Below are 17,527 nucleotides of genomic sequence, written 5' to 3' on the forward strand. Positions count from 1 at the left end.
ATGCGACGCAAGATATGGGAAGATATGGATATACAATGCTCGATCATAGGCACCTGCCTGGGCATCGGCGAATTGCGCAAGATAGCGCGCCAAACAAAATTGCAACTGGAGCCCAAGTCCAACGAGTTTGAAATCCACGCGACCTTCGTGCGGCTTTGCAGCCAGAACGGCCCTGTGGCCAAGGCAGTGAACAAGGCGCTTGATCGCAAATATGCAACGCCCATCAAACGCTTTTCCAAGGCTTCCACTGATGCGGAACTCAAGGCCCTGTGGGAGGAAAGCAGAAACAAGGGTGATATTCCTGGCCCTTATTGGGCGCTTATGACCCACCCAGACGCATCCGCCGATCTGCGTAGAGAGATTTTCGGGGATGTACACATGCTCTCCCACATTGTGGGCAGCAGCAACCGTGTCGATATCCGCCGCCTGACAGAGCTTGAGAGCGAACTCTCGCGTATGCACGAGCGCCATGCAAAGACCAGAAGCGTCTACCGCAAGCGTCTCAAGGACGTCACCGATTACAACAGGACCATGACCAAACAGCTCGCATCCATGGCCAAGGAAACGGAAACGCTGCGCTACAAGGCCCGTGAGCATTGCAACGAGCTCGTCTATCGCGAAAACCAAAGCTTGCAGCGCTCCCTTGCCGCGCAATCCGCCCTCCTTGCGGACGAGCAGGCCCGTAACGACGCGCTGCAACGCAAATTCGAGGCGTTTACATCGCGTATGGAGCACTTGGAAGAAGAACTGCGCGAAAAGCAGGCAGAAGTCGATTTTCTGGAAGAAGAACTCGAGCGCCAGATGGAGAAGATGCATTCGCTTCGAGCGCCCTGCAACGCAGGCACCTGTACTGCAGGCACCCCTGGTGGATGTCTGGGAGGGTGCGAAGATGCAGGCACACCGGACTGCCCCGGGCCAGATCTCTGCGGCAAACGCATCCTTTACGTCGGGGGGCGCGCCAACCTCGTTCAACACTACCGCAACGTCGTGGAGCAACGCGGCGGGGAATTCATCCACCATGATGGTGGCGTAGAGCAGGCGCGCCAGGCGCTCCCCAAGCTGCTCAATGCCGTTGATGCGGTGCTTTGCCCTGTCGACTGCGTAAGCCACGACGCCTGTCAGTGTGTGAAGGAAGTGTGCAAGCACACCATGAAGCCGTGCAAACTGCTGCGCAGCTCCGGACTTTCGAGCCTGGTGCGCAGTCTGGGAGAGCTCATAGCCACCCCGCAAACCGAAAGGAGGTCGTAATGGTTTCGCAAACGAGCATCTGCAGCATTTCCAGACCAAAAGATTTCTTGGGAAAATTCTTTGCCGCCTGTGTGGAGAAGAAGGCCGACGCCAAACCTGAAAACGCGTCACCCTTTTTGCCGCTTCCACCCAAACAGCACACATCGCGTGATGGGCAAAACGGCTGAATCGACTCCACGCCGTATCCACAAAAAAGATGTGAAACGTAAACCGGATATTAGAACGTGACAGCAAAGAGATTCACCATCAAACACGATATACCTGGCCGGCTGCGCCTGCACCTCCCCGAAGCAGGCGCAGCCGCCCCTTCTGATGCCGGGCTTGAGGCCCTGCAAAACAGCCGCGGAATACGCTTCATCCGCACCAACCCGAAATGCGCATCCCTGATCGTGCGCTACGATCCGGAGACCATTACCCGGGATCATGTGCTCCTGCGGGTGTGCGAGCTGTTTGCCTCTGGCCGGGCCATGCTGGACAAACGCGCTGCGGACAACAAAACGTCCTGCGTTGCGCAAAGTCCCTGTGCATGCAGTGGCGACCACCACGAATCCACAGGCACAGCCATGCGCCGCTTTGCAATTGTTTCTGCGCTGGCAGGTGGCGTTTTCATCCGCACCACACTGCTGGGCGCCGCTGTGGCGCAAACCATAGCCAGCCCACTGGGCATAGCAGTGATGGCCTGCAGTCTGCCCATTGCGCGCAAGGGCATATCCAGCCTTGTGCGCGGCAAGCCTACCATTGACAGTTTCCTCGCCGGTGGTGTCATCGCATCAGTATTTGGAGGGCAGGCCATCACTGCCCTTGAAATTCTGTGGATCAATTCCGGCGCAGACCTGCTCAGCGCCTGGATTGCAGAGCGCTCACGCAAGCATATCTCTGAAATTCTGGAAATAACCTCCCACCACACGTTTGTTCTGGTCGATGGTGTGGAAGTCGAGCGCGAAGTCGCCTCCCTGCGCCCTGGCGACGTGGTGGTGCTCCACTCGGGTGAAAAAGTCGCAGTGGACGGCACCATTGTCCATGGCGAAGCGCTTTTGGACGAAGCACCCATTACAGGGCGCCCCGATTCCGTACACAAACGAGAAGGGGATGTGGTCTTTGCCGGCACCTTTGTACGTGAAGGGATCATCAGGGTCACTACGGAGCGCGCAGGAGACGCCACCTATCTCGCCAGAATCATGCACAAGGTGCAGGATTCCCTGGAAACACGCGCCTCCATCGAAGGCGTGGCGGACAGGTTGGCCTCACGCCTGGTCAAACTGGGTTTTTTCGCCACTGCCGGCACCTTTCTGCTCACAGGCAGCCTGTGGCGCGCATACACCGTGCTGCTGGTCATGGCCTGCCCCTGCGCCACTGTCCTTGCCGCGTCCACAGCCGTCAGCGCGGCCATCAGCGCGGCTGCCCGCAACCACATCCTTATAAAAGGCGGCCGCTATCTGGAAGAAGCAGGAGCCTGCAAGGTTATATTCTTCGACAAAACCGGCACGCTGACCACAACAGAACCGCAGCTTGCACGCACCGCCATCGCAAATGGTTCAGATACGGCGAGTCTGCTGCAACTTGCTGCTTCGGCAGAGACCCATAACCACCACCCCCTAGCCCAGGCGATAATGGCCGCGGCAAAAGACCGCGGTATTACGCCCATCCCCCATGAGGAGTGCGACTATCACATGGGCATGGGTATGCGCGCCGTCATCAAAGAAGACGAAATCCTCGTAGGCAACGCGAAACTCGCCAGGCAGTACGATGCTCCCATCACTAACGCAGAAGGTCTCGCAAACGAAGCCAAGGCATTTCAGAATCAGGGGCTCACGGTTCTCTATGTGTTTCGCAACAGAACCCTTGAAGGCATTTTGGGGTTTGAGCCGCAACTCAGGCCTGAAGCCACCGCAGTGCTGGAACAACTGCGCAAGCTGGGCGTCAAACGCATTGCCATGATTACGGGCGATGAGGACGCCTCGGCCCGACAACTGGCCTGGCGTCTGGGGCTCGACGCTTGCCACGCCTCAGCCATGCCGGAGGAAAAGTCCGACATAATAATCGAGACTTCGCAAACGCATGGTCCAGTGCTCATGGTGGGTGACGGTATCAACGACGCCCTGGCCCTGACCAAGGCCGACGTGGGTGTGGCCTTTGGAACCAGCGGTTCCGAGGTGGCCATCGAAGCGGCTGATATCGCCCTCGTCAAGGATGATCTGCAGGGGCTGGTCGCTGTCTACGCACTGAGCCGGAAAACCCTGCGGGTTGCCCATGAAAACTTCTGGATAGCCACCGGCTCGAACATTGTGGGCGTTCTTCTCGGCGCCATGGGCCTGCTTTCGCCGGTCACGGCCGGCGTCGTCCACATCGCCCATTCCCTGGGTGTTTTGGCCAATTCCTCACGTCTTCTGCATCTTCCCCAGACAACCTCTAAAGAATCAACCGGAACCGGAGCCTCCAATGGATTTCAAAACGCTATCGAAACTACGGAAATATCTTGCGATCAAACACCATGTGCCCGGCAGGATCAGAATCAAGTTTGACAAGGCCATCATTTCGAATCCCGATGCCAAAAAGCTTGTGGACGAACACGACTCCCTGCCTCCGGGCGTTCACAGTATGCGGCTCAACGCCCTGGCTCGCTCAGTGGTCATAGAATATTCGCCGCAAAGCATTCCCCCCTCCCTGTTGGAGGAACTGATGCATGCAAAGGACGACGCAAGGGCAGCCGAACTGCTGCATGAACTGGATACGCTTTTGCAAAACATAAGCTCGAAGGAGGTACATTGATGCACCAGGAACAACAGCCTGCCGGAAATCAGGCTATGCCGCAGACGGGCTCATCTCCCACTGGAATGTCCGGAAACGGGACGGCCGCAATGTATTCTGGCGTCCAACCCGGCGCGGAATCGGAATGTTCCTCGCACAGCGAGACCACTCCCCCCCAGCAGGACACCGGGGGCGGCATGTCCCAGACTGGAAACGCGCCCTCCGCTGGGGCTGGCGGCCCGTCCGACCAGGCTCAGGGGCACGCCCACCTTACGGAACACATCACCGGTATTCCGTCCCAGGTGGGCATGAACGCCGCCGGGTATGTCCAGCAACCAGCGCCGGGCATGCCGCCGCAACAGCCGGGACCAGACATGGGGCAGCCACACTATTCTTCTCAAATGCCGGGTGCAGCGCCCTATCAGGGAGCACCGCTTTCCAACCAGGCTCCCAATATGGGCGATATGCCCGGGTACGGCAGCCAGCAGCCGGCAGGCGCTCAATACGCCGGACAACAACAGATGCCTGGCGCCCCGCAACAAGGGTACCCCACGCAGGGCGGCTATCCGCAACAGGGAGGGTATCCGGGAGCCCCTCAGTTTCCGCCGCAATTCGCCCCGCAAGGGCAGGCGCAGCAGTATCCGTCGCAGTATGGACCAGCTGTTTACGGACCAACCGGCTATGGCCCTCAAACCGCTCCTACGTATGGAGCGCAACAGTTCCCGGGCATGGGTTCCCAACAGCCGGGGCAATTCCCGGGCATGGAAGGACTTGGGCAGGAAAACCGTTACGGTGAGTTGTACGGCCTGATCAACGAGGCCGCCAATGGAAATGCCGATGTATCCAAATTCATGCGGTTTTTCCAAAGCACCAGCTCTGATTTCTGGAAAGGCGCTCTCATCGGCACAGGGCTGACCCTGCTGCTGACAAACGACACCGTGAAAGAAACATTGGCCAAAGGATTTGCCGGCGTAATGGGCATGTTCAGCCAGAGCGCCGAGGACATGGAAGCTGAAGAAGACCGCAAAGCCGAAGAACATGCAGCCAGGGAGGCAGCAAAATGAGCAAGGTTTATGTGAACGCCCCGCGAGCAACCGTGGCCATGGGAGCCGCTGGTGCGCTTGTCGGTGGCGCAGTGGCAGCCGCCAAGAACTACGACAAGGTCAAAAAGAATGAAATCACGCGCGAAGCAGCCGTTAAGGACGTGATCAAGGAATCCGGCACGACCGGCATCGCCACGGCGACTGCCACTGCCCTGGTCAGCGCCATGGGGTTCACCGGCATCGTTTCTCTGGCCGGCATGGTGTTGGCCACGGCCGGCACAAAGCATCTGGCGGACAAAATGCTGGAAAAGCGCTGCTCCAAGCCAGCCCTTGCTGGCGGTGAGCCCGCCCCTGCGACGCCTGTGGAAGAAAAACCCAAAACGAAAACCAAGAACACGGGTAAAAAATAACCGCGCCCCTTTATGGTGGCGTTCACCTCTCAAGGAGTGAAGACGAACATGAGCTACGACGAACAGTACCCCAACCAGTATCCGAACCAGTATGCAAATGTACCGCAGAACAACTGGGCATATCAGAACCAGATGGATCCGGCCTACCAGCAATACTACCAGAACCTGCAGGCGCAGCAGGCGCCCTCAACCATGCAGACCTGGTTCCAGTTCAAAAATCCCAGCTATGTAAAGGGTTTTGTCATCGGCGCTGGGGTTGCCCTTGTTTTGGCAAATCCCACTGTGCAGCGTGCGCTTGTATCCGGCGCCGTCAAACTGTGGTCCGGTGTACAGGGCGGTGTTGAAGAGATCAAAGAGCACGTCAAAGATATCTCGGCGGAGATCAGCAGCAAGGAATAGCAGCTTACTGGCACTACTCTTCTCCGGGGGGCTTGCGTTCACCCCCCCGGAGCCAGAATTTCAATATTTTGCCCAGTTACTACACAGTTGCTACCCAGCTGCATTCCGAAGTGCCGTGCGTGCCGAGCAAACACGCTGCGTGCTTCACCTGGGCAAATGAGCAAGATGGAACCGGCCCGCGCCCGAAATGCGCACTCCTCGCATAACAATGGCCCGGGCGCGGGCCGTTCCCATACAAGGCAGACCGGAGCCAACAGAATATGAGTGAACAAGAGAGCGTGACAACAACACAAAACGGAGTTGCCGTGGCCAATGCAAAAACGCCACAGCGGTATTCCGAAAGAGAACTCGCAAAGAACGGGCTCATCATTACCATGGGCGTTCTGGTCGCCACGGGCTTCATAAAATCCCGTGGCTCCCGTCGCCTGCACCTCATTGCAGGAGGGGCGCTCATTGGTCTGAGCGCCTGGCATCACATGCTCTATTCCCCTCAGAAAAAGAACAAGAGCAATGGGGTAAAGGACCCGGAAAAGGCATGACAAGAGGCCCACGCAAAGGTCAGTTGCGCTTCAGACTGGTGCACGAGATTCCGGGCAGAATCCGGCTCAAATGCAACTGTCTGAAGGATCCTGGCCTGGATACACATTATGTGGCTGCCTTGGTTGCATCACAGCCAGGGGTAAAAACCGTGCGCATCAATCGCCCTGCCGCCAGTATCGTCATTGAACATGACGCTGCTCCAGGTCAAAAGGAAGCCTTGCGCACGCTGCTGAATAAGCTGCCATCAGAGGCATATACGGCGGATGCGCTCATGTCTGCGCCCCCTGATAAGGCAGAGGTTGTGGTGCGGAGCGCAGTGGCGGCCCTGACCCCTTTCATGCCTTTGCCGCTTAAGGCGACCATCAGCTGGGTTCTGGCGATACCGACCATCATCAATGCGGCAGCAACCCTGGCCAGTGATGGACTCAAGGTCGAGGTGCTCGACGGCAGCGTGAAGGTATTCTCTCTATTACGGGGGGATTACTTCACTTCCAACACCATCGGCGCAATGCTGGTATTGGCCGAATATGTGGAACACGCCACCCAGCAAAAAACGCACGACCTGCTGGAAAGTCTGCTGCGTCCACAGGTGGAAACCCTGCGTGTACGCCGCAACGGTCTGGACACGCACATCCCCTTTGAAGAAGCCGTCATCGGCGACAAGGTGCTGTGCGGCGCCGGTGAAATGGTGGCTGTAGACGGCGTGGTTATTGAAGGGGAGGCTTCTCTCAATACCAGCTCCATAACAGGTGAATCCTTGCCCCTTCACGTGCGCCCCGGCGATACCGTGCTTTCCGGCGCCATGGTGGAAGAGGGAAGCCTGGTGATCGAAGCCGACAGCGTGGGTAACGATACGAGCATGGCGCGCATAACAGGCTACATGCAGAAATCCCTGCGCAACAAATCCGTCCAGCAGGAGCGGTCCGAGCAATTGGCCGACAGGCTGGTACCCCTGACATTCGGCCTGGGGCTGGGCATCTTCGCCCTTACTGGCAGCCTGGCCAGAGCCGCCTCCATCCTGACGGTCGACTACTCCTGCGCGGTCAAGCTCTCCACCCCTGTCACGGTGAGGGCGTCAATGTACGTGGCCGGCAAGGAAGGCGTGCTGCTCAAAGGCGCACAAGCTCTGGAATCATTAGCAAATGTAGACACAATCGTCTTTGACAAAACCGGAACCTTGACACAGGGCGCCTTGGAAGTCATCGAAGTGTTGCCTTTGACCACCGAACAATTGGACGCCGAGACACTGCTTTCACTCGCAGCGGGGGCCGAGCAGCATTATTCCCACCCGGTTGCAGACGCCGTCGTGACTGCCGCCCGGAATGCCCGGATGGAGCTTCCTGCCATGAGTCGGGTCGACTTTGTCGTCGCGCATGGTGTTTCAGCTTTTCTGGAAAACGAACGCGTTATTGTTGGCAGCCGCCATTTTGTGGAAGAAGATGAAGGTATTGACTGTTCCATGGCGGATGAAGTGGCAGCCAAAAGGGATAGCCAGGGCAAAAGCCTGCTCTATGTCGCCAGGGAGCAGACCCTCCTTGGCGTCATAGTCATCAGCGACAATCTGCGCCCGGAGGCTGTGGATACCCTCAAAAAGTTGAAGGCCCTTGGCATCAGCAGGCTGGTGATGATCACCGGCGATCAGCAAGGCGCAGCCAACGCGCTCTGGGCGCAATTGCCCGAACTGGACCAGATACACGCGTCATGCAAACCCGAAGACAAGGCCGGAATATTGGAAGAACTGGCCGCCGAAGGCAGAAAGGTCGCTTTTATAGGTGACGGCGTCAATGACGCGCCTGCCCTGATAGCTGCGGAGGTGGGCATCAGCATGCCTTCAGGTGCGGATCTGGCTCGCGACATCTCTCAGGTGCTGCTCCTTAAGGACGACTTGAGCGGTCTGGTTACGGCACGGGCTCTGGCGCTTCGCTCCCGCGCCATTCTCAAGCAAAGCCTCTGGACCTCTGTAGGGGTCAATACCGCCCTGTTGGCCCTTGCCGGAACCGGCGCAATTCCGGCGGTTGCATCCGCTGCCGTGCACAACGGCAGCACCATCGGCCTTCTTGCGTACGCTGCGCTCCGTGGCAGCGCGTCACCCACTTCAATCGAAACGTAAAGGACCGCGCATGTTTCTTCCACTTTCCCAAGCACCATTCGATACGCCTTTAGCCTACGAGCATGCCGCGGACAAAGGACTTGCCCAACGTCTTGAACGTCTGGGTATTGCCAAAGGCGACATTGTCTTCCGGCTCAACGAAGTATCCTACGCCTCCCCCGTTCGGATAAAAACACCGACAGGCGAGGCCATTCTCGGCGTGGGTATGGCTTCCAAGGTCATCATTCACCATGATGACGGACACAAAACCCCTATTTCCGAAATGCAGCCCAATGAAGAAGGCCATGTAGAAGGTCTTGTGTGCGGCTCCTCCCTGGAGCAGGGGCTGAAGACACTAGGCATCCGGGAAAACGACCGCATAACAATGATCCGCCGCCTGCCACCAATGGACTACATTACACTTCACAATGGCATGCGCATAAGCCTGACTGAAGGCGTTGCCTCCAAATTATGGGGGACTTCACAGGGGCGCGAAATGCAGTTTGCTTCTGCCGGAAAAGGGGCTCCCTTCACCATCACTTCCCTACTCGGAGGCGCGTATTCAGTATCCATGCTGCGCCGTCTCGGGCTTACGCCGGGGGTTGTTCTGGAGCTTGAAAACGTGCGCCCCGCCTCTGATTCCGGACGCGCCTGCAAAGGACACAACGTGCTGCAGACCAAACCTGGCCTGCGCCTGCATTTACGGCCGGACCAGGAAGCAGGCATTCTTGTAACCCCTGTTAAAAATTGAACGTATAAAAATGCTGGACATTTTCCTTAAAAAGGGTGAGGAGGTCTCATGTTCGAAACGATAATGATTATTGCTATCATTCTCATTGCCGTCCTTTACTTGCTCCGCAAATTTCTCGGCCGCAACAAAGGGTGCGGCTGCGGGTGCGGTTCCGGTTCCTGCCCGACCGCAAAAACAGGCAAGATCCATGACCTGGGCAATGACAACGAAAAGTAGCCGTGGATCCGGTGGCGTATAAGAGAGGAGCCCCAAAAAAGCGACATTAAAAGGTGCACGCCTTCCAAACGCTGCCTTCCGGATGATGGCGGACAAAGGATGGCTGCCCTCCCTATACGGCGCTTTTGCGCCACGGGGGAATTGTCAGCTGAGGCGGCATTACCCCCTTTCTCATAACTAAAAATAGCTTTGAAAAATTTGCTTTGAAATACGTTCAGCGTTTTTTGCTGCAACCAGCACCATTTTTCGAGGGTAACGTCTCGTATGCACGCAAAAGGAGAAAAGGAAATGAAACGTCTTATCACGCTCATTCTTGCAGCCAGCTTTGTGCTGGGCGCCGCATTGAATGCAGCTGCAGTCGAGATCACCGCACAAGGCAGTTTTGACTTCGCTTGGGGTTGGATGGATCAGAGCATTTACAACAACACTAAAGCATGGCGCCAGGGCAATGGCAGTGAAGACCAGTTTTTCGCCCGCCAGCGCGAACGTATCCAAGTGAATTTTGTTGCTTCAGAAAACGTACAGGGCACCTTGTACTTTGAAATCGGTGAAGACGAATGGGGCGTTCCCGGCCAGGCCCAAATAGGCATGGACAACGTCTCTGTTGAAGTCCGCCGCGCTTACATCGAATTCAACGTTCCCAACACCGAACTTGTCTTTCGTGTTGGTATGCAGGGCATGGACCTGCCCAACGCCGTTGTGGGCAACCCGATCCTGGGTTCAGGCGGCACGGACATGGCCGGTATCGTGGCAGTTTACCCCATCAACGACATGATCACCGTTGGCGCCTTGTGGGCGCGCCCATACAACGGTTCCGGACGCAGTGACGCCTGGGGAACGACCAATTCCGCATACGGCAATGGTTCTCTCAATGACGAAATCGATATGTTCGGCGTGTATGTTCCCTTCACCGTTGAAGGTATTATGACTGTAACGCCTTACGTTGCCTACATGATTGCCGGAACCGATGGTTTGTACGCCATGAACAATGCTCTGTGGAGCACCAACGCAAACATCGGCAACAACTGGAACTTCCCCACCTCCGCTCTTGCTGGCGGCGCTGACGCTCGTTACAACAACGACTACCAGAACTTCTGGTGGGTTGGCGGCGCCATGGAATTCAACATGCTGGATCCTCTGACCTTTGGTCTGGACGTTGCCTGGGGAACCTCTGTTGATCCCAGCGAAGCATACTTGACCCGCTCCGGCTGGTACGTTGCAGGTCGCGTAGACTACCAGACGCCGTACGTCACTCCCGGCCTTGTTGCCTGGTGGACCTCCGGTGACGACGACAACATCTGGAACGGTTCCGAACGCATGCCAAGTGTGGACGGTTCCTTTCAAACCACAAGTGAAGCATTTGACGGTAACGAACTTCTTGGAACCGGCGGCCTGCTCTCGCAAACGGCTGAAGGCACCTGGGGTTTGGCCCTCAAGCTGCAGGACATTTCCTTTATTGAAGACCTTACGCACCAGTTCACCGTCGCCGTATACTGGGGCACAAACGATCCCGATTCCATGCGTGACTACCGTGTCGCGGGTGGCGTCTGGAATCCCGCATTTATCAACAACAGCAACATCTTCCTGACCACCGCCGACTGGGCCTGGGAAATCAACTTCGACCACACCTATCAGATTTATGAAAACCTGGCCGCTGTTGTCGAGATGAGCATGGTTGATGTACATCGCGAGAAATACGCCTGGGAAACCCAGGCCGATCGCACCACCAATGCCGGCCCCCGTCTGTGGGATACCAGCACCGCCTGGAAGCTGGCCACAGGTCTGGAATACCGATTCTAACCCCTGCAAACTGACGCAACCCTCGAGCCGGGGCCTTCGGGCCCCGGTTTTTTTATTTCTGCCCGTATCTAAAATAATTCTCATCCAGTTATTTACGAAGTATGATTCCTGGATGTAACAGCATCTTCATATAATTATCCTAATGAAATCTCGAAGATTTCTGTTCCAGACCATTCTTCTTAGTATCCTATGCACATCAAAAATAATTGAGGAAGTATTATGCAACGGCTCTTGGTATTCGCTCTCACTGCAAGCCTTGTTTTGAGCATTGTCGGTCATGCCGCCGCCGTCGAGGTCACCACATCCGGCAGCTTCGACTTCACCTGGGGGTGGAGGGATCAGAACATTCACAACAACACAAATGACTGGCGCCAGGGCAATGGCAGCGAAGACAAGTTCTTTGCCCGCCAACGCGAACGCATACAGGTAAACTTTATTGCGTCCGAAAACGTGCAAGGCACCTTGTATTTCGAAATCGGTGAAGACGAATGGGGCGTTCCCGGCCAGGCCCAGATCGGCATGGATAACATCTCTGTCGAAGTCCGCCGCGCATACATCGAACTCAATATCCCCAATACCGACCTTTTCTTGCGTGTGGGCATGCAGGGGCTGGACATGCCCAACGCCGTTGTAGGCAGTCCCATTTTAGGTTCGGGCGGTACCGATATGGCGGGCATCGTGGCCCTGTACCCGCTTGATGATATGTTCAGTCTAGGTGCATTTTGGGCGCGCCCCTGGAATGGTAGTGGTCGTCGTGACGCCTGGGGCTCAAGTGCTTCAGCCTATGGCAATGGTTCGCTGAACGATGAGGTCGACATGTTCGGGTTTTATATCCCCGTCAATGTTGAAGGCGTTATGACGGTAACGCCATACGTGTCCTACATGCTCGCCGGCACCGACGCTCTTTACCAGATGAACAACCCGCTGCTGCTTACCAACGCCAACCCCGCCAACAACGCGAATTACCAGACCTCTGCTACGGCCGGAGGCTTCGATGCCCGCTACAATAATGATTACCAGAATTTCTGGTGGCTTGGCGGTGCTTTTGAACTCACCCTGCTGGATCCATTGACCTTTGCCCTCGATGTTGCCTGGGGCACCTCCATTGATCCCAGCGAAGCCTATCTGAACCGCTCCGGCTGGTATGTCGCCGGTAGTGTGGAGTATCAGACCCCGTATGTCACTCCCGGGCTGCTAGCTTGGTGGACTTCCGGGGATGACGGCAACATCTGGAACGGTTCCGAACGTATTCCCAGCATTGACGGAAGCTTCAAAGGGACCAGTGAAGGATTTGACGGGTACGTTCTGCTCGGCACCGGAGACCTTCTTTCCCAAAGTGCGGAAGGTACCTGGGGGCTTGCGTTCAAGCTGCAGAATATTTCCTTGATCAAGGATCTGACCCACCAGCTTACCGTTGCCGTTTACTGGGGCACCAACGACCCGGAATCCATGCGTGACTACCGCGTAAACGGCGGCGCCTGGAACCCGGCATTCGTCAACAACAGCAACACCATATTGACGACAGCCGACTGGGCCTGGGAAGTAAACTTTGACCACTCTTACCGCATCTATGAAAACCTGGCCCTGGTCGCTGAAATGAGCATGGTGGATGTGCATCGTGAAAAGTACGCTTGGGAGACTCAGGCGGACCGCACCACGAACTTTGGCCCCCGTTTGTGGGACACCAGCACCGCATGGAAACTGGCCACGGGCCTGCAATACCGGTTTTAGCAGACAGCAACCCGGCGCAACCACGGACCGGGGCCTTCGGGCTCCGGTTTTTATTTGCCAGCTGCAAAACAGAAATTTGAAAAGCTGCCGTGAAAGCTATAAGAAGACCTTTTTTCAGAACAGCGAGTAGGAGCGAGAAAATGACCCCGGCCATAGACGCGGCCAAAAAAGCCGGCATTACCTTTACCATCCATGAATACGAACATGATCCCGCCGCAGAATCCTTTGGCATGGAGGCGGCCGAAAAGCTTGGCGTTGCGCCTGAGCGCGTGTTCAAGACCCTTGTCGCAACTACCGGAGGCAAAGACCTGTTCGTTGCCATTGTCCCGGTGGTCTGCCAGTTGGATTTAAAGCTGCTGGCCAAAGCCATTGGCGCGAAAAAGGCCGCCATGGCCGACCCGAAAGTGGTGGAACGTGTGACGGGATACGTTGTCGGCGGTGTAAGTCCTCTGGGGCAGAAAAAACCGCTGCCGACCGTGATAGACGCCGAAGCCGAGGCGCTCGCCACCATGCATGTCAGTGCAGGGCGCAGAGGTCTGGAAATTGAACTGGCCCCTGCCGATCTGGCGAAACTGACCAATGCGTCCTTTGCTGCAGTAGCTCGATAGGCAGCCTCTATAGTACAAGCTCAATGCCGCATATCGTGCAGGCAACGCTTTGCAGTGGCCCCTTTGCCGGGAGCCCAGGCTTCTGCATCCACTTGCAGACCAAGAACCTCGCTGGAAATGCCAGCAGGCTCCAACACATCGCGTTGCAGCCTCTCCTCTACGTCCGCAACAGTCTCCACCGCCCTGCATAGGGCCGCTGGCAAAACGAAAAGCAAAACGCGCAATCTGTCCTTACCGTCCTGTCTTTCCAGCATCACCTCAAAATCCATGATCAGGGGGTGATCGAGCAGAACCTCATCCAGGGTGGCCAGGTGCAACGCGTGCCCATTTTTCAGCAGCGCCCGATTCCGGATGCGCCCCTTAACCTTATCCAGCCGGCGCAGTTCGCTGCCACAGGCGCACACCTCGGATAACAAGCGCCCTTCGTCCCCTGTACGGTAACGGATCAAGGGCAATGCTTCCCGGCTCAAAGTAGTGAAAACTATCTCTCCCCAGGCGCCATCTGGCAAGGGCGCCCCGGTTTCAGGATCCACTATTTCCACCAGCAGATCAGCCTCGCGCAGATGGCAGCCAGCTGTGGCCTGGCACTCCACAGCGCCCCCAAGTCCTGTTTCCACGGTGCCGTAGTGTGCATAGGTTTTACAATTCCAGATGCGCGCAAGCTCCCGGCGCAAAGAATCCGGCACATAATCCGAACAGAGCAGCACGCTTTTGGGGCGGTAATCCACTGCCGCCTGTTCGCACATCCTGGCCATGCCAAGAATCTGCAGCGGGAAGCCGATCAGACAGGTGGCGTCTTGCCCCTTGGCGGCTTCCACGGCCACAAGGGGGTCGTGCACCAGTCCATAACATATGCTTTTCACGTCGCTTTTTTCCAATCCCCGGGCCAACAGATCACCAGTGCTGTCCGGCGTTGCGCCAGGAAGCAGAATCATGACGCAGTCACCGCCTGCAACCATGGTGCGCATACCGTGCTCAAAAAACTCCATGGTGCCGTCCAGGTCCCGCTGGGTAAAAAACAAGCGCTTGGGCTCACCAGTGGTGCCGGAACTGTACATGGTCACTATGCGCGCTACCGCATCCTGCGGCACGCAGCACATGCGCTCTCCGTGCTGGCGAATGTCTTGGGAAGTGGTAAACGGCAGCTTCACCAGATCCGTCAGGCTGCTGATTGCAGCGGGCTCCACATCTTCAAGCCGCTCTCGCCAGAACGGGCTGGAAGCCTTGGCGTAGCGCAGCGTATTGTGCAGGGCGAGCAACTGGTAAGATTCCAGTGCATTGCGGGCAAAGGTGTCCCTGCATCCGATCTGCGTCGCCACCCAGGCATCAATCGAAGTTTTTGGTATCATGTACTGCTCCTGTGCAAGGGGGTGCCATCCGCAGCCGTCATATTGTATGCACAAAAAGGTACAAGTCGCCCGTCCGGGCTGACAACATGAATGCAGCACCCTTGCAGCCGCTCCAGGTTCACTGTCCAAACATCCTGAAAGGCCATGGCGGAAATGCTGAACTTCCACATTTTAGCTTGGTCCAAAAAAGTGTTCAGATCAAGTGGTTGTTCCATATCTGGCGGCAAACAGTCACACGCGCCCTTACCCGCCCATTGTCGGGCGGTGTAGGTAATGCTTTGCTCCGCCCCTTCCTTGGCGGGAATGGGGGGCGCTTTGGATGAGCAACAACTTCTTTCAGCCTTGATAGGCGCCAGGTTGCCCCCTGCTGTCCGCATAAAATTTCCGTGAAAGGAACACAGCGCATGTTCACACCCGGGAGGGGCGAATTGATCCGCCTGCACCATGCCCCCGGTCTGTTCCTCCAGAGCTCGCATAAGCTCTGGCAGCGTGATGCGGGCAGCGTCATCCGGCGCTTGCTTGTAACGCCCAAAGTAGCTGACCGGCTGAAAATGCACCCCCCTGACATGGGCGCCGGCTTCTAGTGCGAATGAGACAATGTTTCCCAGCGCATGGTCATTCACACCAGGAACCACCGTGGGCACAAGCACAACGCCAAGACCAGCCTCGCCGCAAAGCTCCACCGCGCGCTTCTTTTCGCTCCACAAAGAACAGCCGCGCAACGCCTTGTATGGGCCATCGTCCACCCCATCGAACTGGAGAAACACAGAGGACAACCCCGCCTGCTGCAGACGCTTTGCGTAACCGGCTTCACGGGCCAGCCGCACGCCATTGGTATTCAATTGGATGAAGCCAAAGCCCTTTTTTTTGCCAAGAGCGATGATGTCGGGCAAGTCGTCCCGCACGGTCGGTTCACCGCCGGAAAGCTGGATATTACACGCGCCGGACGCTTGCAGCACCCGATCATACCAAAAGGCGATGGTCTCCATATCGGGGTCGTTGCCGGTGCCGGCATCGGCAAAGCAGATTGGACACCGCAGATTGCAGCGCTGCGTAATTTCGAGCAATGCAGTGCATGTTTGCTGACCGTGATCGGCACACAGCCCGCAATCATAGGGACACCCCAGATTTTTCCGGCCAAAGGCGACCTCCCTTTTGGAAGGCGCCTTGGGGCGCAGCCAATCGCCAAAATGGGGGGTCCCCCTCCAAATGACGGCCTCAAAGCCCCCATGTTCGGGGCAGTATTTGGCCAGGTACACATCCTGCCCCTTCTTGCGCAGTTGCCCGTTGATCTTACGCAGGCACACCGGGCAGATGCTTTCCACCCCATGGCCGGAACCGTGTCCGGAATGGCCGGCCACCATCCCGAAATCGGAACTTCCTGGCACGTCAGACACAATCACATTCCCGTGGCTGACTGGGGTCAATACCGTTATCTACAAGAATTTGCAGGCATTGCTGATAGGCGGTGACAACCAGATTGCCGCAGCGCTCCTTGTCGGGCGCGCCACAATTGCCTTCTCCCAAAATATCGGCGCAGCGGCACCCGCCGTAGGATGCGCACGCCTCGTTGCGGAACCAGTCGGTAAACGTCGCCAGCATCAGGGGCAGCCGCTCGTGCTCCTCATCCCCATCCGTGCCTTTGGCTCCGTGCATGGCAATGACGCAGACACCCCCCGTAAGTACGCCGCAATCCCCGGAGCAATCACCCTGCCCGTTACACAGTCCTGCCATGGCGCGCACCAGGGGAAGGTTCTGCTCTCCCTGTTGCTCCAGAGCCAGAGCCATGATGATTTGACTGCAGCAAAGTCCGGATGCCGCAAAATGTGCAAGACGCAAGGATATTTCGTCCATGTGTCACCTCTTTTTCGCGACCAGCAGGCAATACCCCAGCCTGAACCTGGCGCCGTTTCGCGCCGCCTGGCACGCAAGCTCTCCAGGCAGCAGGGCCGACCAAAAGGCCGCAAGGGAGCCGTGGGCAAACACCAGCTCGGCCGCCAACTGTTTGAGGCTGCCGCTGTGGTCTTCGAAGTTCTCCACTATGAATCCATTGGCGGCAAACAGTTTTTCCAAATCTTCCTTAGTGCGGGCGCCATCAACGCAACAACGCAGCGCGGGTTCCTCTGTTGGAACTTCTCGCGGCGCCCGAGCATAAATATCGCTCAGCAACATGCGCCCTGTCGGGCGCAACACGGAGTGGATTTGCTGCAGCACGCGTTCTGGGGTGGGAAAAAGCGTCATGGCGCATTCGCAAAGGACTGCATCCAGGCTCGCAGGTTTACAAGGCAGGGCCGTAGCTCCCCCCTGAACAAGGGCGTCTGCTCCATTGCTTTTCGCGCGTCTGAGCAATACGGCTGAAACATCCAGACCGCAGGCCTCAATGCCTTTTTGCCTTCGCAAATAATCAATGCTCGCCCCCGTGCCGCAAGCGATATCCAAAACACGCATTCCGGGCGCAAGCCCGCCTAGGGCGGCAAGTCTGGCGGTAAGTTCGAGCCCACCGGGCCGGAGCAGCCCCCCCGTATGTTCAAGAAGCGGGCTGTTCGCATAATCCGGCGTTCCCAGGGGGGGGCTGCCGGGCTCTGCCTGGAGCAT

18 protein-coding genes are annotated in these 17,527 nt (G+C 57.1%); 14 read left to right on the plus strand and 4 right to left on the minus strand.

What is annotated here, in order from left to right:
- From ACZ5EH_RS02105 to ybaK, 14 genes are all read left to right on the plus strand, one after another.
- Entirely contained in the window at positions 1-1,248 is a 1,248-nt protein-coding gene (locus ACZ5EH_RS02105) for a DUF2325 domain-containing protein (protein WP_464276491.1), read from the plus strand.
- Complete coding sequence (locus ACZ5EH_RS02110) at positions 1,248-1,415, plus strand: hypothetical protein (protein WP_464276492.1); 168 nt, start codon at positions 1,248-1,250, stop codon at positions 1,413-1,415. The genes ACZ5EH_RS02105 and ACZ5EH_RS02110 overlap by 1 nt, the downstream gene beginning before the upstream one ends.
- 57 nt (positions 1,416-1,472) lie before the next feature.
- On the plus strand, positions 1,473-3,770 hold the full coding sequence (locus tag ACZ5EH_RS02115; protein ID WP_464276493.1) for a heavy metal translocating P-type ATPase: 2,298 nt from the start codon (positions 1,473-1,475) through the stop codon (positions 3,768-3,770).
- Entirely contained in the window at positions 3,742-4,017 is a 276-nt protein-coding gene (locus tag ACZ5EH_RS02120; protein ID WP_464276494.1) for an HMA2 domain-containing protein, read from the plus strand. The genes ACZ5EH_RS02115 and ACZ5EH_RS02120 overlap by 29 nt, the downstream gene beginning before the upstream one ends.
- Entirely contained in the window at positions 4,017-5,060 is a 1,044-nt protein-coding gene (locus ACZ5EH_RS02125; protein ID WP_464276495.1) for a hypothetical protein, read from the plus strand. The genes ACZ5EH_RS02120 and ACZ5EH_RS02125 overlap by 1 nt, the downstream gene beginning before the upstream one ends.
- Positions 5,057-5,449, plus strand: a complete 393-nt coding sequence (locus ACZ5EH_RS02130) for a hypothetical protein (RefSeq protein WP_464276496.1) — start codon at positions 5,057-5,059, stop codon at positions 5,447-5,449. Before ACZ5EH_RS02125 ends, ACZ5EH_RS02130 begins: the two co-directional genes overlap by 4 nt.
- A 48-nt stretch (positions 5,450-5,497) precedes the next feature.
- Positions 5,498-5,848, plus strand: a complete 351-nt coding sequence (locus tag ACZ5EH_RS02135; protein ID WP_464276497.1) for a YtxH domain-containing protein — start codon at positions 5,498-5,500, stop codon at positions 5,846-5,848.
- Positions 5,849-6,108: 260 nt separating this feature from the next.
- Positions 6,109-6,387 (plus strand): hypothetical protein, encoded by a 279-nt coding sequence (locus ACZ5EH_RS02140; RefSeq protein ID WP_464276498.1) that lies wholly within the window; start codon positions 6,109-6,111, stop codon positions 6,385-6,387.
- Positions 6,384-8,498: a heavy metal translocating P-type ATPase gene (locus tag ACZ5EH_RS02145; protein WP_464276499.1), complete on the plus strand. Its 2,115-nt coding sequence runs from the start codon at positions 6,384-6,386 to the stop codon at positions 8,496-8,498. Before ACZ5EH_RS02140 ends, ACZ5EH_RS02145 begins: the two co-directional genes overlap by 4 nt.
- Before the next feature lie 10 nt (positions 8,499-8,508).
- The gene (locus ACZ5EH_RS02150; protein ID WP_464276500.1) at positions 8,509-9,228 is read left to right on the plus strand and encodes a FeoA family protein; all 720 of its coding nucleotides are present in this window, start codon (positions 8,509-8,511) and stop codon (positions 9,226-9,228) included.
- 48 nt (positions 9,229-9,276) lie between these two features.
- Positions 9,277-9,444 carry a FeoB-associated Cys-rich membrane protein gene (locus ACZ5EH_RS02155; RefSeq protein WP_464276501.1) on the plus strand — a complete coding sequence of 56 codons (168 nt, stop codon included), beginning with the start codon at positions 9,277-9,279 and terminating at the stop codon, positions 9,442-9,444.
- Between the two features lie 288 nt (positions 9,445-9,732).
- Complete coding sequence (locus ACZ5EH_RS02160; protein WP_464276502.1) at positions 9,733-11,244, plus strand: outer membrane homotrimeric porin; 1,512 nt, start codon at positions 9,733-9,735, stop codon at positions 11,242-11,244.
- A 219-nt stretch (positions 11,245-11,463) separates the two neighbouring features.
- Positions 11,464-12,975, plus strand: coding sequence for an outer membrane homotrimeric porin (locus ACZ5EH_RS02165; protein WP_464276503.1), 1,512 nt, complete (start codon positions 11,464-11,466; stop codon positions 12,973-12,975).
- A 140-nt stretch (positions 12,976-13,115) separates the two neighbouring features.
- Positions 13,116-13,583, plus strand: coding sequence for a Cys-tRNA(Pro) deacylase (gene ybaK / locus ACZ5EH_RS02170; RefSeq protein ID WP_464276504.1), 468 nt, complete (start codon positions 13,116-13,118; stop codon positions 13,581-13,583).
- A 20-nt stretch (positions 13,584-13,603) separates the two neighbouring features.
- Here the strand turns inward: ybaK and ACZ5EH_RS02175 are convergent, their stop codons facing one another.
- From ACZ5EH_RS02175 to trsM, 4 genes are read right to left on the minus strand one after another with little or no spacing between them, the layout of a single operon-like run.
- Positions 13,604-14,932: a DVU_1553 family AMP-dependent CoA ligase gene (locus ACZ5EH_RS02175; RefSeq protein WP_464276505.1), complete on the minus strand. Its 1,329-nt coding sequence runs from the start codon at positions 14,930-14,932 to the stop codon at positions 13,604-13,606.
- Positions 14,929-16,296, minus strand: coding sequence for a radical SAM (seleno)protein TrsS (trsS, locus tag ACZ5EH_RS02180; RefSeq protein WP_464278249.1), 1,368 nt, complete (start codon positions 16,294-16,296; stop codon positions 14,929-14,931). The genes ACZ5EH_RS02175 and trsS overlap by 4 nt, the downstream gene beginning before the upstream one ends.
- A 25-nt stretch (positions 16,297-16,321) precedes the next feature.
- A complete protein-coding gene (locus ACZ5EH_RS02185; protein WP_464276506.1) occupies positions 16,322-16,786 on the minus strand; it encodes a DVU_1555 family C-GCAxxG-C-C protein in 465 nt (154 codons plus the stop codon).
- Between the two features lie 3 nt (positions 16,787-16,789).
- Positions 16,790-17,527 carry a DVU_1556 family methyltransferase gene (gene trsM / locus ACZ5EH_RS02190; protein ID WP_464276507.1) on the minus strand — a complete coding sequence of 246 codons (738 nt, stop codon included), beginning with the start codon at positions 17,525-17,527 and terminating at the stop codon, positions 16,790-16,792.

Source organism: Desulfovibrio biadhensis (genome assembly GCF_055388615.1).

Bases quoted from the DNA above. Each gene is read 5' to 3' on its own strand.
- ACZ5EH_RS02175 (WP_464276505.1), bottom strand. From the start codon at position 14,932: ATGATACCAAAAACTTCGATTGATGCCTGGGTGGCGACGCAGATCGGA.
- ACZ5EH_RS02130 (WP_464276496.1), top strand. From the start codon at position 5,057: ATGAGCAAGGTTTATGTGAACGCCCCGCGAGCAACCGTGGCCATGGGA.
- ACZ5EH_RS02165 (WP_464276503.1), top strand. From the start codon at position 11,464: ATGCAACGGCTCTTGGTATTCGCTCTCACTGCAAGCCTTGTTTTGAGC.
- ybaK (WP_464276504.1), top strand. From the start codon at position 13,116: ATGACCCCGGCCATAGACGCGGCCAAAAAAGCCGGCATTACCTTTACC.
- ACZ5EH_RS02150 (WP_464276500.1), top strand. From the start codon at position 8,509: ATGTTTCTTCCACTTTCCCAAGCACCATTCGATACGCCTTTAGCCTAC.
- ACZ5EH_RS02160 (WP_464276502.1), top strand. From the start codon at position 9,733: ATGAAACGTCTTATCACGCTCATTCTTGCAGCCAGCTTTGTGCTGGGC.
- ACZ5EH_RS02185 (WP_464276506.1), bottom strand. From the start codon at position 16,786: ATGGACGAAATATCCTTGCGTCTTGCACATTTTGCGGCATCCGGACTT.
- ACZ5EH_RS02110 (WP_464276492.1), top strand. From the start codon at position 1,248: ATGGTTTCGCAAACGAGCATCTGCAGCATTTCCAGACCAAAAGATTTC.
- trsS (WP_464278249.1), bottom strand. From the start codon at position 16,296: ATGGTGGCCGGCCATTCCGGACACGGTTCCGGCCATGGGGTGGAAAGC.
- ACZ5EH_RS02125 (WP_464276495.1), top strand. From the start codon at position 4,017: ATGCACCAGGAACAACAGCCTGCCGGAAATCAGGCTATGCCGCAGACG.
- ACZ5EH_RS02145 (WP_464276499.1), top strand. From the start codon at position 6,384: ATGACAAGAGGCCCACGCAAAGGTCAGTTGCGCTTCAGACTGGTGCAC.
- ACZ5EH_RS02105 (WP_464276491.1), top strand. From the start codon at position 1: ATGCGACGCAAGATATGGGAAGATATGGATATACAATGCTCGATCATA.
- ACZ5EH_RS02155 (WP_464276501.1), top strand. From the start codon at position 9,277: ATGTTCGAAACGATAATGATTATTGCTATCATTCTCATTGCCGTCCTT.
- ACZ5EH_RS02140 (WP_464276498.1), top strand. From the start codon at position 6,109: ATGAGTGAACAAGAGAGCGTGACAACAACACAAAACGGAGTTGCCGTG.
- trsM (WP_464276507.1), bottom strand. From the start codon at position 17,527: ATGCTCCAGGCAGAGCCCGGCAGCCCCCCCCTGGGAACGCCGGATTAT.
- ACZ5EH_RS02135 (WP_464276497.1), top strand. From the start codon at position 5,498: ATGAGCTACGACGAACAGTACCCCAACCAGTATCCGAACCAGTATGCA.